Here is a 15,722-nt window from a genome sequence, read left to right on the forward strand (position 1 = left end):
AGAACCTGTTCTAATATGCCATGAGGGGCGCGGGTTCGCCTACCCACCTACGCGACCGCGCGGCCCACCACGACCCGACGACGTGAGGATGTCCGAGAGCACATGGCTGCATCTGACAACGCCGCAACCGCGACCGAAGCGGTCGCCGACACCGGCACAGGCGAATACGGGTCCGCGGCCCAGCGAGACCGACGACGTCGAATCCTCGACGCCACCCTGACGTTGGCGTCCAAGGGCGGCTACGACGCCGTCCAGATGCGGACCGTCGCCGAGAAAGCCGACGTCGCGGTCGGCACGCTCTACCGGTATTTCCCGTCCAAGGTGCACCTGCTGGTGACCTCGCTGGCGCGCGAACTCGCCCGCGTCGAGTCACGGGTCGACCGGTCACAACTGCGCGGCGACAACGCGATCGAACGTCTGCGGCACGTCCTGGACATGATCACCTTCGCGATGCAGCGCGATCCGCTTCTCACCGAGGCGATGACCCGGGCGTTCATGTTCGCCGACGCGTCGGCGACCGCCGAGGTCGATCAGGTCGCCGGCATCATCGACCGGTTGCTCGCCGGCGCGATCGTCGACGAGGGAGAACCGGGCGAGGAGGATCTGGCCATCGCCCGCGTGCTCGCCGACGTGTGGATGTCGAACCTGGTGCAGTGGCTCACCCGCCGCGCGTCGGCGACCGATGTCACCAATCGGCTCGAACTGACCGTCCGACTACTCCTGAAGGATCGGGTGCCCCACTCATGAAGACCCGGCTGACCTGCCCGTGCGGCGAGATGCTGCGCGGCACCACCGAAGACGAACTCGTCGACAACGTTCGCAAGCACCTGGCCGAGAATCACCCCGACCACGAGTACTCGCGCAACGAGATCCTGTTCATGGCCTACTAGGCGTCTATCGGCCTAGTTGCCGGCCGTCCGCTTCGCGAGGTCGGCGGCGATCATCGGCCAGGTGTCGTGCAGGTCCTGTTCCCAGTAGGCCCACGAGTGGGTTCCGTTGGGGCGCAACATGACCTTGTTCTCGACGCCGAGTTCGTTCATCCGCTGGGCCATCTGCTCGGTGCACTGGTTCACCGCGGCCTCGATCACGCCGCCGAGGAGGATCTGGTTGCCGAGGGTGACCGGATCACCGTTGATGAGTGGCGCATTGAGCTGATCGTTGGGACCCGGCAGACCGCTGCCGCTGGTCATGTACACCTTGGTGCCCTTGAGTTTTCCGGCGTTGACGTACGGGTCGTTGGCCACCCACCCGGGACCGCCCGGCACGCCCCACATGTTGACGATGTTGCCGTGGCCGCGATCGCCGACGACCATCCGGATGTAGGCCAGCCCCAACGGGTCACTGGTGCGGGCGCACCCGCTGTAGGCGGCGACCGACTTGTACAGTCCGGGGGCGGCGATCGCGAGATTGAGCACCGAGGTGCCGGCCATCGAGATACCGGCGATGGCGTTCTCGCCCGTCGTGTCGAACTCCTTGTTGATCAGCGGCGGAAGCTCTTTGGTGAGGAAGGTCGTCCACTTGTTGCGCCCGAGTACCGGATCGTCCTTCTGCCAGTCGGTGTAATAGGAGAAGGCGCCGCCGATCGGCGTCACCACGTACACGTTCTTGTCGGCGAAGTACTGCATGTAACTGGTCTTGGCGGCCCAGGTGGCCGAGTCCTCGCCGCCACCGGCACCGTTGAGCAGGTACAGCGTCGGCGCGGGCTTGCTCTTGTCCTTGGGCAGCAGGACAGTCACCGGGATCAGCTTGTCCATCGACGCCGAGTACACGATCGCGGTGACCTGCTGGGGCGAGTCATGGACGAGGGTCTGGATCTTCGACGCGTTCATCGGTGCCGGATTGGCGGGGTTGGCCGGCTGGTCGGCAGTCGAGGTGGTCGACGTCGTCGTGGTGTTGGTCGAGGAATTGGGCGGCGCCGGATCGGTGTCGGCGACGCCGACGCCCGCGCCGGTGAGCGCGCCGACGGTCACGGCGGTCGACACCGCCGCCAGAACCCGCACCAAGCTCTTATGCACCATCAGCCCCTTCAATCACAACAGTCACAGTTTTCTCAGCTTAACGCCCCGAATCGGCGTCCCGGAAATCGCGGGAGCGGTCGTTAGCCAGTTGTGATGGTTCGCGTTCGGTCAACAATCCATGCGCGCACGTGCAAGTAATGCCGACCGCCGATTTCGAGAATTGTGGCAGCAGTCACAACGACCGAGAGAGCGGAGACGCAATGACGGCAGTAGACATCGACGGCGCGGCCACCCACCTACCCGCGGGCACCGAGACGAGGCTTTTCATCGGAGGTGCCTGGCGCCCGGCCGCCGACGGTGAGACCTTCACCGACCTGAACCCGGCGACCGGTCGGCCGCTGGTCGACGTCGCCGCGGGCTCGACCGCCGACATCGATGACGCGGTCCGCGCGGCCCGTGCCGCGCTGTCGGGCAGTTGGGCCGCCACCCCCGGCGCGGCCCGCGGCGCACTGCTCAACCGGGTGGCCGACCTCATCGAGCGTGATGCCGACATCCTGGCCCGCCTCGAGTCGCTCGACATCAGCAAGCCGATCGGCCAGCCGGCGATGCTCGACGTCCCCAACGCGGCGGCCACGTTCCGTCACTTCGCGGGCTGGGCCGACAAGATCACCGGGCAGTCGATCCCCACCGCCGGCTACTTCGGGCGGCCGACACACTCCTACACCGTGCGTGAGCCGGTCGGTGTGATCGGCGCGATCATCCCGTGGAACACCCCGCTGATGATCGCCGCATGGAAGCTCGCACCAGCCCTGGCAGCCGGGAACACCGTCGTGGTGAAGCCCCCGGAGGATGCACCGCTATCGATCCTGCATCTGGCATCGCTACTCGCCGAGGCCGGACTTCCCGACGGCGTCGTCGGCGTCGTCCCCGGACTCGGCGAGGTGGCGGGTGAGGCGTTGACCGCGCATCCCGACGTCGACAAGATCAGCTTCACCGGAAGCCCACGGGTGGGTCGCCACATCCTCAAGGTGGCCGCCGACACCTTCAAGCGCACCACGCTCGAACTCGGCGGCAAGTCACCGCAGATCATCCTGGCCGATGCCGACGTCGAGGCCGCGATCAACGGCACCGCGATGGGGCTGTTCTTCAATCAGGGCGAGGTGTGCGCCGCCGGAACCCGTGTGCTGGTGCATCGTTCGCACTACGACGCGGTGGTCGAGGGACTTGCCGGCGCCGCGGCCGCGCAGGTCCTCGGCGACCCGTTGGATCCGGCCACCACCATGGGCGCGTTGGTCAACGCGAAACAGCAGGCCACCGTGCTGGACTACATCGCGTCCGGCCGGTCCGAGGGGGCTCGCCTCGTCGCCGGCGGCGAGCGTGGTGGGGAGTCCGGATTCTTCGTGCAGCCCACCATCTTTGCCGACGCCACCAACGACATGCGGATCGCCCGCGAGGAGATCTTCGGGCCGGTCGGCACGGTGATCGCCTTCGACGAGCCGGACGAGGCGATCGCACTGGCCAACGACACCGATTACGGCCTCGCCGCCAGTATCTGGACATCGGATGTGGCTCAGGCGCATTCGCTGGCGGCGCGGGTACGGGCCGGAGCGGTGTGGGTCAACGGGTGGGCGGCGATCGACCCGGCGTTGCCCTGGGGCGGCATGAAGACCAGCGGTGTCGGCCGTGAGCTCGGGTGGGCGGGGATCGTCGCGAACACCGAGGAGAAGGTCGTCACCGTCGTTCTCTGAACAGTCAGACCTGTGACGACCGCCCGAACATCGGACCACCGAAGTAGTTTCACCGAAGACAAGGATCGATCATGAAGACACAAGCAGCAGTTCTGTGGGAGCCCGGTCAGGATTGGCAGATCGAGGAACTCGAGCTCGACGCGCCGAAGTACGGCGAGGTGAAGGTCGAGCTGGCGGCGTCGGGGATGTGCCATTCGGACGAGCACGTCCGCGACGGCAGTGTGCCGGTGGGAATGTACCCGTACATCGGCGGCCACGAGGGCGCCGGCGTGGTGACCGAGATAGGCCCGGGTGTGAAGTCCGTCGAGGTCGGCGACCACGTTGCCCTCGGCTTCATCCCGGCGTGCGGACGGTGCCCGTCGTGCGCCAAGGGAATGTCGAGCATCTGCGACCTCGGCGCCAATCTCCTTGCCGGCGTTCAGCTCTCCGACGGTACCTCCCGCCACCACGTCAACGGCCAGGATGCTGGTCTGATGTGTCTTCTCGGCACCTTCGCACCGGTGACCGTCGTCAACGAGGCGTCGTGCGTCAAGCTCACCAAGGACATCCCGCTCGACAAGGCCGCACTCGTCGGGTGCGGTGTCACCACCGGTTGGGGCTCGTCTGTCTACGCCGCGGGCGTCTCTGCCGGTGAGACCGTCGTCGTGCTGGGCATGGGCGGCGTCGGCTGCGGTGCGGTGCAGGGTGCCGCGTTGGCGGGTGCACGGCACGTCGTGCTCGTCGATCCGTCGCCGTTCAAGCGGGATCAGGCCAAGATCTTCGGGGCCACCCACGCGGTCGCGAGCATCGAGGAGGCACAGGAGCTCCTGCAGGAGATCACCTGGGGCCAGCTGGCCGACAAGGTGCTCATCACCGTCGACGTCGCGCAGGGCGCCCTGGTGGCACCGGCGATGAGCCTCGTCGCCAAGGGCGGTGTGTGCGTGCAGGTCTCGGTGGGTGATCTCACCGCCACCGATGTCACGATGAGCCTGTTCGACCTCACCGCGATGCGCAAGACCTTCAAGGGCGCATGGTTCGGCAACGCCAACATCCGCTTCGACATCCCCCACCTGCTTCGCCTGTACATGGAGGGGCGCCTCAAACTCGATGAGATGATCACGCGCACATACACACTCGACCAGGTCAACGACGGCTACGCCGCGATGCGCCGCGCCGAGAACGTGCGTGGGGTGATCATGTACTGACGTTCGGAACGCTGCCCGAGTTGGCAGACGCGGTGGGTGTACCACCCGCGTTTGCCAACTCGGGCAGCGGTTTTCGGTCAGTCGCTCAGTCCAGTCCGTGGATGCGTGCGTGGATGTCGGAGGTGCCGTTCTCGCGGCGGCGACGGTTGCGTTCCCGCTCGGCACAGCGACGGGCATGTTTGGCCGCCACCCGCGTCATCGAACGACGGGGTGCGTGCAGTATCCGCGGGCCCGGTTTCTCCGGATCACCCTCATCCTCACCACCGGCCGGTGTCTGCCGCGTCCGCGGCAGTGTGAACCGCACCCGCCGCAACCCGGGGAACAGGACTTCCAGATTCTCCGGTTTCCCCGGCACCACCAAGCCCTCCGGGGTCACGAACTCGGTCCGCAACCGGCCCGCACCATCGCGATACTGCATATCGAGCCATCCGGTACCAAACGTCTTGAGTAGATGGAAGAACCGCGACTTGATGTTCAGATTGTCCGGGCTGGTCTGCCCACCAGCCGCAGGATTGTCGTGATCGAACTCCTCGACATGCTCGACGTCAGCAGCAAACGACGGCGTCGCATCCCCCGGATTCACCCCGACACCATCACGCACCCGCACAAGCGTGTCCAACGCCGACGACGGACGATGCGGATCAGACGGCTGATACGCCGGCACCGTGAACGAGCCATCACCGTTCTCCACGGTCCCCGCGGGCACGACCGGCCGCACCACCGTCCCGGGCCGGGTCACGATCTCGGCAACCTGGGTATCGGCAATCACCCCATGCCCGATCAGGAACCCCGCCGACACGCGTCCTTCGTCAGGGGTCGCGACCTCATCAGCAGGCGTGGCCGTCGCCGCGGCGACCGTCGACGCGTCCGCGATCACATGCACGATCGCCGCACCGGTCATCGGCGGCACCGTACCCGGCTCCGGGATCACCGCCGTGCACTCCGCACTTCCACAACGACATTCGAACACCGTCCCCGACAACAACGCGAAACACGCATCCGAACACCGCTGCGCGACCGTCCGCCCATCCCCCGGACACACCGCCTCCGCCAGCCGCCGCACCCCCGCCACCGCGACCGCCATGTCCTCGGCCGACATCGTCACCGACAACCGGCCCATCCCGTCACGCGTCGGACGAGCAGTCATCTCCCGACCATCAGTGGCCCGACGACGACGCTCCCGCACCGCATCCCGATCGTGACGGAACACAATCCGATCCACCATCGTCGCCACCGACCACCGCGACCACGCACCACGATGCAACCCGAGTTCGACGGCGATCTCCGCATCGACATCAGCAGCGATCTCGCGGCCATCCACCAACTCGGTATGCGAGATGACCACCTTCACCAGATCCGCCGAGATCTGCCCGTCACGCAACGCCAACAACACCCTCGGCAACCGGGTATGCAACGCGATCGCGTGCGACAACAACTCCTCGGCAGCCCGCTGCGACAACGACAAACAATGCGCAAACCGCGCCGCGACCTGCGCATGCTCGTCACACAACAACCACGAATGATCGGTGCCCGACGACTCAACACGCCGCACACTCTGCGCAACCCGCCACGCCTGCCCATACATCTCATACGCCAGATACGACTTGCCGCGCTCCAAATCGATCATCGCGCACAACGACTCGTTGACCGCTTCGTCGCGGGCACCATCGGCAAGGGGTACGTCGGCCGTGACAGGGATATCGGAACTGTTGGGTATATCGGAACTGTCAGGGATGCCGGCGAGGATCGGCTCCAACAACACCGGCCACACCGACGGCGACGACCACAACCCCGCCGTAGACACACGCTCTCCGGTCATCACCACCCCTCCCGCCGCACGATGCCATGAACACGAACTCGCCGATCACCACCACTACCCACACCCTAACGATGACCACCGACAAAACCGCTCAACCCGACAATCGGTGTGCACAACCCGCGCCGCACCAACCGGCAAAAGGACCTCCGCACACCGGAAGCATCAACAGCACAAGCGGTCTCGAGGCTCCTCGCTGCGCTCGTCACACCTCGACCAGCGGGATCAGAGGACACCGAGTTCCTCTCGTCACCGCGACCAGCAGGATCAGGGCCGCCTCGACACACCCTAACGACAGCCACCGACAAAACACGCCGGGTCAGGAACCAGCACCGGCACAATCGGTCTCGAGGCTCCTCGCTGCGCTCGTCGCACCTCGACCACCGGGCAAAGGGACATCGGCTGGGATAGGCCACGCTGGTCGGGCGAGCGGACGCGGACCCCCGGGCCGCGGGTGGCGGGGTACGGGATCAGCTTGCGGCGGGCAGGTGGGAGTCGCGGTATTGACGCGGACTCATGCCGTAGGCGCTCTTGAAGATTCGGGAGAAGTGGGCGGCCTCGACGAGACCGTTGGCGGCACAGATCGCCCCGACGCTGCGGTGGATCTGCAGCGGGTCGGCCAGGTCGCGGCGGCATCGCTCCAGCCGCAGCCGGCGGATGAACCCGGCGACGGTGTCGCCGTCCTGCGCGAAGAGCTTCTGCAGATAGCGCAGCGACACATGATGATGAGCCGCAACGGCTGCCGGTGTCAGGAACGGGTCACCGAGGTGCCCTTCGATGTACGTCCGCGCCGACATCAGTACCGTCTCCCCGGCGCCGATGCCGGTGTCGGGCACCACGGCACGCAGGCAGGCGCTGACGAGGTCGGCCACGGCATCGGTCACGAGGGACTGTGCGCTCATTCCCTGCGGCGCCATCGGCTCCTCGCCCAGCGATTGTTCCCGCAGCGCGCAGAGCATCGGACGCAGCAGAGCACCCACGCCGGTGCATGAGGTGATGGTGCGCGCCACGCCGTCGTCGAGTTCGGAGTCATTGATACGCAACGTCTCCCGCGGGATGACGGCGACCAGGATGTCGAATGAGTCGGCCAGGGCCAGCTCGTAACGTCGGCTCGTGTCGTAGACGGCCAGGTCCCCGGGTCCGAGTTCGGCCTCCCGCCCGGCCTGTGACACCGTCGAATGCCCCGACAACTGCAGCGCCACCTTGATCACGCCGGGGTCGGCCCGGCGGATCGTCGAGGCGGTCCGGCGCACCCACGCCGACTCCCCGAGCACCTCCGACAGCTGGAGGTCCCCGAGTTCCCGGCTGGCGAGGCCGCCGCTGAATGCCGTGGGCGCGCCGACGAGCGGCGCGGCGTCCAACGGCACGAAGGCACTCGAGATCGCCTCCCGCCACACGTCGAACTCCAGATCGTGTGAGGCGGCGGTGCTCATGACATCAATCCTTGGGGCGGTTGTCGACCAATCGTTTCGCCTTGCCGGTCGATCGTTGCAGGGTCCCGGGCTCGGCGATCTCGACATCCACGGTAACCCCGATCCGATTCTTGATGGCCTTTCTCAACGAATCGGCAGCAGGCTGCCAGTCCGAACCCGGTGCGTCGGGACGGTATTCGACGCGCACGGTCAGATTGTCCATGCGGCCGGGACGTTCGAGGACGCACTGGAATTGGGGCGCGAGTGCCGGCACGGTGAGGATCAGTTCCTCGATCTGCGTCGGGAACAGATTGACCCCGCGCAGGATGATCATGTCGTCGCATCGTCCGGTCACCTTCTGCATCCGTCGCACCGAACGCGCGGTGCCCGGCAGCAGTCGCGTCAGATCGCGGGTGCGATACCGGATGACCGGCATCGCCTCCTTGGTCAGGGAGGTGAAGACGAGCTCTCCCTCCTCGCCGTCCGGCAGCACCTCACCGGTCATCGGGTCGACGATCTCGGGATAGAAGTGGTCCTCCCAGATGTGCAGTCCATCTTTGGTTTCCACGCATTCCTGCGCGACACCGGGGCCCATCACCTCCGACAGTCCGTAAATGTCGACGGCGTCCATCCCCACCTGGGTCTCGAGTTCACGCCGCATCTGCTCGGTCCACGGCTCAGCGCCGAAGACACCAACGCGCAACGAGGTCGACGACGGATCGATGCCCTTGGCGATCATCGAATCGACGATGGTCAGCATGTACGACGGCGTGACCATGATGGCATCGGGAGCGAAGTCCTCGATCAGCTGGATCTGGCGATCGGTCATGCCACCGGACATCGGGATCACCGTGCAGCCCAAACGCTCTGCGCCGTAGTGCGCGCCCAGCCCACCGGTGAACAGACCGTAGCCGTAGGCGACGTGGACCTTGTCCGACGGCCGAACCCCGGCCGCCCGCAGGCTGCGAGCCACCAGATCGGCCCAGTTGTTCAGATCGTTCGCGGTGTAACCGACGACGGTGGGACGCCCCGTCGTTCCCGACGAGGCGTGAATCCGCGACACCTGCTCCTGCGGTACCGCGAACATCCCGAACGGATAGTTGTCGCGCAGATCGGCTTTCGCCGTGAACGGGAACAACGACAGATCCGAGAGTTCCTTCAGATCGCTTGGATGAACCCCCTTCTCGTCGAACGCCTTCCGGTAATGCGCGACGTTGTCGTAGGCGTGGTGCAAGGACCACTTGAGACGCGAGAGCTGCAGATCGGCGATCCGGTCGCGACTCGCGTGTTCGATGTCGACGGTCTCCGGACTGCCGGCGGCGCTGGGGAGGGTGCTGGTCATGGTGGACTCCAGGCGTGAGAGGGGGGACGGTGTCAGGCGTCGAAATCGACGGTCACGGACTCGGTTACGGGATAGGACTGGCAGGTGAGGACGAATCCGGCGGCCACCTCGGACTCCTCGAGTGCATAGTTGCGTCGCATGTCGACCTCCCCACAGGTGATCTTGGCGCGGCAGGTTCCGCACACCCCGCCCTTGCAGGCGAACGGCAGGTCCGAGCGCAGGTTCTCCCCCGCGTCGAGGATGCTCTCGTCCCGCGAGAGCGAACCGGCAACCGAACGTCCGTCGAGGACGATGGTCACCTCGCTCGTGGGTCCCGAGATCCCCGGCTCCCGATGCCGATCCGGTGGTGGCGGGGTGGCCTCGACGTAGAAGAGTTCGTGGTGGATACGGTCCCTGGCGATGTCACGGGCCAGGAGCACCTCCTCGGCCGCCTCGACCATGCCGAGCGGGCCACACAACCAGAAGTGGTCCATGTCGCCGGTCGGTACGACGGTGGTGAGGATCTCCTCGAGACGATCACGATCGAGTCGCCCGCTGAACAATTCGGCCTCGCGCGGCTCACGGGAGAGCACGTGGATCACATCGAACCTCGGGCCGTGGGCGTCCTTGAGATCGGCGATGTCCTCGGCGAACATCACCGACCGGGTCTTGCGGTTGGCGTAGATCAGCGTCACCTCGGCGTCGGGAGTCGCCAGCATCGACGCAGCGATCGACAGCATCGGGGTGATGCCCGAGCCGGCCGCGATCAACAGGTGCCGCCCACCCGAATCCGGGTTCGCCTGAAACGATCCCGATGGCGGCTGCACCTCGATGCGGTCGCCGGGCCGCACCTGATGGACGAGCCAGCTCGAGAACAGTCCCCCGTTGACCTCACGAACACCCACGCGCGGGGCCGTGCCCGCGGGCGCGCAGATCGAGTAGGTGCGCCGGTGTTCGGTCCCGTCGACCGTGCGCCGCAATGTGAGGGACTGTCCGGGCCGAAAGGTGAAGGTGTCCCGTAGATCCGGCGGAACGTCGAACCGGACGGCGACGGCGTCGTCACACAGGGATTCGACGTCGGCGACGGTCAGGCTGTGGAAGTCGCGGTTGCGCGACGGACCGGTGACCGGAACGGCGGTGGTCTCGACGGTTGAGGTCACGGTCAGATCTCCTTGACGTGATCGAACGGCTCGGCACAGGCCAGACACTGGTAGTGCGCCTTGCACAGGGTGGCACCGAACTCCGAGATCAGTTGTGTGCGAGTCGAACCACATTGCGGGCACGCCACCTCGCGCGGGCGCGCGGTCAACGTCAGCGGGATCGGCCCCGACCGCCGCCGCGGGGCAGCGCCCGGCGGCGAGTATCCGGCCTCGACGAGCTTGGCGCGCCCTTCGTCGGTGATCCAGTCGGTGCTCCACGCCGGGGTGAGGCTGGTTCGGATCGTGACGTCGGCGAATCCGTGACGCTGCAACGCGGCGGTGATGTCGTCGCGGATCGTGGCCATCGCCGGGCAGCCCGAGTAGGTCGGGGTGATCGTGACGGTTACCGCGCCGGGATCGTCGAGCCGGACCTCGCGGATGATCCCGAGGTCGGCGAGGGTGACCATCGGCATCTCCGGGTCGAGAATCGATTCCACGATCTCACGCGCGGATCGGGTTGCGAGTGTCTGCATCTCACCACACCCCTTCGGGATGGCGACGGGCCACGCTCTGCATCTCGGCGAGCAGCAATCCCATGTGCTCGGTGTGCAGACCGTCACGTCCGGCACGGCCCCCGACCCGTCCGATGTGCGGTCCGTCGGGAATCTCGACCTCGGCGGCGTGACAGACCTGGCCCACGATGTCGTCGAATTCGCTTCGCACGCAGGCGGGATCGACCGCCACCCCGACGGCGGCGAGTGCGATTTCCTCGGATGTCGGGACGAACAGCTCGTCGACGTAGGGCCACACCCGCGACAGCGCGTCGAGCAGACGACGACGTGACTCCGCCGTGCCGCACCCGAGGGTGACCACCCAGCGAGCCGCGTAATCACGGTGATAGGTCAGCTCTTTGACGCCCTTGTCGGCGACCGCGGCCAGTACCGGGTCCCGTGAGGTGCGCAGTCTGTCGAACACGGCCAGTCGCCAGGTCGAGAACACCAGCAGCCGGACGAGCGAGACCGCGAAGTCGCCGTTGTCGATCTCGACGAGATGCACGTTGCGGAACGACGACTCGTCCCGGAAGAAGGCCAGCGCGTCTTCGGCGGGCACCGGAGTGGTCTCGGAGATGCGGGGTACCACGGTCGGATCGGCGGCCGCGGCGCGGGCGAGCAGGAGCCGCGCCGCGCCCAGCAGGTCGAGTCCGATGTTCGCCAGCGCCACCTCTTCCTCGAGTTCGGGTGCGTGGGTACACCATTGGGCGAGTCTCTGGGCACTGATCAGCGCATCGTCGCCTAGCATCAGGCAGTAGGCGGCCAGCGCGGCGTGGTCGACGTCGTCGGGGACGGTGGTGTCGACGCCGGCGAGCGGATCGTCGAAGCTGGTGCCGAAGGCCCACTGGCCGTGCGAATCCTCGTCGACGAGGCCCTCGTAGGCGTTGTCATGATCGGTCATGTCGTCGTCCTCTCACATGTGGGGGACGTTGTCGGGAATGTCGTAGAACGTGGGATGCCGGTACACCTTGTCGCCGCTCGGGGCGAAGAAAGGGTCCTTCTCCGACGGACTGGTGGCGACGATGTCGGCCGAGCGCACCACCCAGATACTGACGCCCTCGTTGCGGCGGGTGTACACGTCGCGCGCATGCCGCAGGGCCATCTGGTCGTCGGCGGCGTGCAGCGACCCGACGTGCACGTGGTTCAGCCCACGCTTGCCGCGCACGAACACCTCGTACAGCGGCCATTCCGCTTTGATGTCACTCATCGGTGGTTCTCCTGTTCCCGTGCGGCGAAAGCCGTTGCCGCATCCCGCACCCAGGCGCCGTCCTCGTGCGCGGCGCGGCGAACTGCGATCCGTTCGACGTTCATCGCACCGTTGCCCTTGACGACCTCGGTGAATTCACTCCAGTCGGGTTCGCCGAAGTCGTAGTGTCCGCGTTCGGCATTCCACGCCAGATCCGGGTCGGGGAAGCTCACGCCGAGGGCTTCGGCCTGCGGGACGCTCATGTCGACGAACTTTTGGCGCAGCTCGTCGTTGCTGTGCCGCTTGATCCCCCACGCCATCGACTGTTCGCTGTTGGGCGAACGATCATCGGGCGGGCCGAACATCATCAGCGCCGGCCACCAGAACCGGTCGACGGATTCCTGCACCATCGCCCGCTGCTCGTCGGTGCCACCCATCATCGTGGTGAGCAGCTCATAACCCTGGCGCTGGTGGAAGGACTCCTCCTTGCACACGCGGATCATCGCCCGGGCGTACGGCCCGAAGGAGCTGCGGCACAACGGCACCTGGTTACAGATGGCCGCGCCGTCGACGAGCCACCCGATCGTCCCGACGTCGGCATAGGTCAGCGTCGGGTAGTTGAAGATCGAGGAGTACTTCTGCCGCCCGGAGATGAGTTTGTCGGTGAGGTCGGCTCGATCGGCGCCCAACGTCTCGGCGGCCGAGTACAGGTAGAGGCCGTGGCCCGCCTCGTCCTGCACCTTGGCCATCAGTATCGCCTTGCGCCGCAACGACGGAGCCCTGGTCAGCCAGTTCCCCTCGGGCTGCATACCGATGATCTCCGAATGCGCGTGCTGGGCGATCTGCCGGATCAGCGTCTTGCGATAGCCCTCCGGCATCCAGTCACGGGGTTCGATACGCGCCTCGTCGGCGATGGTCGCGTCGAACGACTGCTGAAGTTCGACGTGCTGCTGTAGCTCGGTGTCGGTCATCTTTCCTGCTCTCTCAGCGACCGCTGAACTCGGGCGTGCGCTTGTCGAGGAATGCCTCGACGGCCGCGGCATGGTCGGCGGTCGCCCCGAGGTGACGTTGTGCGTCGTACTCACGGTCCAGCGCGTCGCTCAGGCCGTCGGCGCCGGACCCGACGAGGTCCTTGATCCGGCGGAACGCCTCGGTGGGTCCGTCGGCGAGGCGCCGGGCCAGATCCACTGCAGTGGAATCGAAGTCGGCATCCTCGGCGACACGATGCACCAGGCCCCAGTCGAGGGCCTGCGCGGCGTCGATGCGATCGCCGAGCATCAGCAGTCCGGTGGCGCGGCTACTACCGAGCATGGAGACCAGATGATGCGACAGACCGGAGTCGCTCGCCAGGCCGATGCCCGCGAATGCGGTGGCGAAAGTGGCATTCTGCGAGGCGATCCGGATGTCGGCGGTCAGCGCGATCCCGAGTCCCGCACCGACGCAGGCACCGCGGACGGCCGCGATCACCGGCACCTCGATGCCCGCGAGCGCCCGGATGACCGGATTGTAGTGGTCGGCGACGGTGTCCATCGCATGCTCGGGCGACTTCCTCAGTTCGGCGACGTGATCGCCGAGATCCTGTCCGACGCAGAAGTTCTTGCCCTCGGCCGCCAGCAGGACCGCACGTACCGTGCGATCACCCGCGACCTTCTCGATCGCCTGGCGCAGTGCCGTCTTGGTCTCGACGTCGAGCGCGTTGTGGGCACGCGGGCGCGCCAGGGTGATGGTGGCGAGTCCGTCGGTGATCTCCAGTGTCACTGTCATCTGTCAGCCTTCCCAATCGTAGAAGCCACGGCCGGACTTGCGACCGAGTTCACCGCGGGTAACCTTGTCGCGCAGCAGTTGTGGTGGTTCGAACCTCGCCCCGAGGGTCGCGGCGAGGTGGTCGGCGACGGCCAACCGCACGTCGAGTCCGACGAGATCGGTCGACCGGAGCGGACCCATCGGGTGCCGATAGCCCAATTCCATGGCGCGGTCGATGGATTCGGCGTCGGCGACGCCCTCTTCGACCATCCGGATGGCCTCGAGGCCCAGGTGGACCCCGAGCCGGCTGGTGGCGAATCCCGGGGAGTCGTTGACGACGATCGCCGTCTTACCGAGGGCGTCGACCCATCCGCGGACCGCATCGACGGTGCTCTGGGCCGTGGTGCCGGCGCGCACGATCTCGACGAGTTCGGAGACCGGCACCGGATTGAAGAAGTGCATGCCGACGAATCGTGACGGGTCGGGCAGTGCCGCACCGAGTTCGGAGATCGACAGGGAACTCGTATTGGAGGCGATGACAGTGGTGGCGGCCACCGTCTCGGCGACCTGCGCGAGAACATCGAGTTTGAGCGCGACGTTCTCGGGAACCGCCTCCACGACAAGGCCGAGATCTGTCGGCAGCGCACGGGGTTCACCGACGGTGTGCACCCGTGCCAGAACCTCGTCGGGTGTCCGACCACCCAGCAGGTCGCGATCCGCGGCGCGTTGCAGACCGGTCGCGACACGACTGCGGGCTCCCTCCTGGTCGAGCGAGTCCGCGATGGTCACCGTGACACCGCGCTCGGCGAAGACCTGCGCGATGCCCGCGCCCATCCGTCCGCCACCGACCACGCCGACGGTTGCCGGGAGATCGCCGCCAGAAGTGCTGCTGTTCATGACTTCTTCTCCAGGAATGCGGACATGCGTTCGGTCTTGTCGGGTCCGTCGAAGAGCACGGCCTGTGCGATGTCGTCGGCCCATGGGTGATGTCCGGGGGCGTCGATGACGGTCTTCGACAGGCGCAGCGCCAGCGCCGACTGCGCGACGATGCGATCGATGACGGTCTCGGCCACGGCGAACGGGTCGTCGGCGACCTCCATGACCAGGCCGTGCCGCAATGCCTGCTCGGCGTCGAGTCGCGCGCCGGCAAGCAGGATCTGCTTGGCGACCGAGGTACCGACGAGCTGCGGGAGGCGATAGCTCGCGCCTGCCGCGGCGAGGATGCCCAGCGCGGGCTCGGGGTTGCCGAACACCGCATCCGGTGCGGCGATGCGGATATCGCAGGCATAGGCGAGTTCGGCACCGCCACCGAGCGCATAACCCTCGACGACGGCGACAGTGGGAAGCGCGAGCGCCGCGATCCGGTCGAACAGGGTGCGATTGATCCCGGCCAGCGCATCGTCGCGGGTACGTCGGGCGAGCTGGGCGATGTCGGCGCCGCCCGCGAAGTTGTGTCCGGCCCCGCACAACAGCACCGGCTTGGGCGCCCGCTCGACGATCGCACACACCCGGTGCAGTTCGGCGATCATCTCGCCGGTGATGGCGTTGCGGCGCTCCGGACGGTTCAGCGTGACGCGGTAGCGATCGCCGTCGTCGGAGATCGCCACGTGGTCGAGATCGACGGGTGGCGTGTCGGCGGTCACCGCACCGGCCATGATTGGCCC

Annotated in this window: 16 protein-coding genes; 4 read left to right on the plus strand and 12 right to left on the minus strand. The window is 66.7% G+C overall.

The genetic code is table 11. From position 1 onward, the window contains the following. Positions 1–102 precede the first annotated feature (102 nt). Positions 103–747 carry a cholesterol catabolism transcriptional regulator KstR gene (gene kstR, locus J6U32_RS24765; protein ID WP_006369770.1) on the plus strand — a complete coding sequence of 215 codons (645 nt, stop codon included), beginning with the start codon at positions 103–105 and terminating at the stop codon, positions 745–747. Further along, positions 744–890 carry a DUF1059 domain-containing protein gene (locus tag J6U32_RS24770; protein ID WP_006369769.1) on the plus strand — a complete coding sequence of 49 codons (147 nt, stop codon included), beginning with the start codon at positions 744–746 and terminating at the stop codon, positions 888–890. The genes kstR and J6U32_RS24770 overlap by 4 nt, the downstream gene beginning before the upstream one ends. Positions 891–902: 12 nt before the next feature. Here J6U32_RS24770 and J6U32_RS24775 read toward each other — a convergent pair whose 3' ends face one another. Continuing rightward, complete coding sequence (locus tag J6U32_RS24775; protein ID WP_208792580.1) at positions 903–2,018, minus strand: alpha/beta hydrolase; 1,116 nt, start codon at positions 2,016–2,018, stop codon at positions 903–905. A gap of 200 nt (positions 2,019–2,218) precedes the next feature. On the opposite strand from J6U32_RS24775, the gene styD reads away from it, so the two are divergent. Continuing rightward, positions 2,219–3,706, plus strand: a complete 1,488-nt coding sequence (gene styD, locus J6U32_RS24780; protein WP_208792581.1) for a phenylacetaldehyde dehydrogenase StyD — start codon at positions 2,219–2,221, stop codon at positions 3,704–3,706. 71 nt (positions 3,707–3,777) lie between these two features. Continuing rightward, complete coding sequence (locus J6U32_RS24785) at positions 3,778–4,890, plus strand: NDMA-dependent alcohol dehydrogenase (RefSeq protein ID WP_006369766.1); 1,113 nt, start codon at positions 3,778–3,780, stop codon at positions 4,888–4,890. An 85-nt stretch (positions 4,891–4,975) separates the two neighbouring features. Here the strand turns inward: J6U32_RS24785 and J6U32_RS24790 are convergent, their stop codons facing one another. The 11 genes from J6U32_RS24790 to J6U32_RS24840 all read right to left on the minus strand — a co-directional run bounded on the left by J6U32_RS24790 (position 4,976) and on the right by J6U32_RS24840 (position 15,713). Continuing rightward, the gene (locus tag J6U32_RS24790) at positions 4,976–6,709 is read right to left on the minus strand and encodes a DUF222 domain-containing protein (RefSeq protein WP_208792582.1); all 1,734 of its coding nucleotides are present in this window, start codon (positions 6,707–6,709) and stop codon (positions 4,976–4,978) included. Between the two features lie 467 nt (positions 6,710–7,176). Further along, complete coding sequence (locus tag J6U32_RS24795) at positions 7,177–8,139, minus strand: helix-turn-helix domain-containing protein (protein ID WP_208792583.1); 963 nt, start codon at positions 8,137–8,139, stop codon at positions 7,177–7,179. A gap of 4 nt (positions 8,140–8,143) precedes the next feature. Beyond that, on the minus strand, positions 8,144–9,460 hold the full coding sequence (gene paaK / locus J6U32_RS24800; protein WP_208792584.1) for a phenylacetate--CoA ligase PaaK: 1,317 nt from the start codon (positions 9,458–9,460) through the stop codon (positions 8,144–8,146). A gap of 32 nt (positions 9,461–9,492) precedes the next feature. Next, positions 9,493–10,599 (minus strand): 1,2-phenylacetyl-CoA epoxidase subunit PaaE, encoded by a 1,107-nt coding sequence (gene paaE, locus J6U32_RS24805; RefSeq protein WP_208792585.1) that lies wholly within the window; start codon positions 10,597–10,599, stop codon positions 9,493–9,495. 2 nt (positions 10,600–10,601) lie between these two features. Next, positions 10,602–11,111, minus strand: coding sequence for a 1,2-phenylacetyl-CoA epoxidase subunit PaaD (gene paaD, locus J6U32_RS24810; protein WP_208792586.1), 510 nt, complete (start codon positions 11,109–11,111; stop codon positions 10,602–10,604). Between the two features lies 1 nt (position 11,112). After that, positions 11,113–12,030 carry a 1,2-phenylacetyl-CoA epoxidase subunit PaaC gene (paaC, locus tag J6U32_RS24815; RefSeq protein ID WP_208792587.1) on the minus strand — a complete coding sequence of 306 codons (918 nt, stop codon included), beginning with the start codon at positions 12,028–12,030 and terminating at the stop codon, positions 11,113–11,115. Positions 12,031–12,042: 12 nt separating this feature from the next. Further along, positions 12,043–12,336 (minus strand): 1,2-phenylacetyl-CoA epoxidase subunit PaaB, encoded by a 294-nt coding sequence (gene paaB, locus J6U32_RS24820; protein WP_006369755.1) that lies wholly within the window; start codon positions 12,334–12,336, stop codon positions 12,043–12,045. Further along, positions 12,333–13,286, minus strand: coding sequence for a 1,2-phenylacetyl-CoA epoxidase subunit PaaA (gene paaA / locus J6U32_RS24825; protein WP_208792588.1), 954 nt, complete (start codon positions 13,284–13,286; stop codon positions 12,333–12,335). Before paaA ends, paaB begins: the two co-directional genes overlap by 4 nt. A 13-nt stretch (positions 13,287–13,299) precedes the next feature. Then, positions 13,300–14,079 (minus strand): enoyl-CoA hydratase/isomerase family protein, encoded by a 780-nt coding sequence (locus J6U32_RS24830; RefSeq protein ID WP_208792589.1) that lies wholly within the window; start codon positions 14,077–14,079, stop codon positions 13,300–13,302. Between the two features lie 3 nt (positions 14,080–14,082). After that, positions 14,083–14,955 (minus strand): 3-hydroxyacyl-CoA dehydrogenase family protein, encoded by an 873-nt coding sequence (locus tag J6U32_RS24835; RefSeq protein WP_208792590.1) that lies wholly within the window; start codon positions 14,953–14,955, stop codon positions 14,083–14,085. Next, positions 14,952–15,713 (minus strand): enoyl-CoA hydratase/isomerase family protein, encoded by a 762-nt coding sequence (locus J6U32_RS24840; RefSeq protein WP_208792591.1) that lies wholly within the window; start codon positions 15,711–15,713, stop codon positions 14,952–14,954. Before J6U32_RS24840 ends, J6U32_RS24835 begins: the two co-directional genes overlap by 4 nt. Between the last annotated feature and the right edge of the window lie 9 nt (positions 15,714–15,722).

Origin of the sequence: Gordonia polyisoprenivorans (genome assembly GCF_017654315.1) — a bacterium.
GTDB classification, from domain to species: Bacteria; Actinomycetota; Actinomycetes; order Mycobacteriales; family Mycobacteriaceae; genus Gordonia; species Gordonia polyisoprenivorans_A.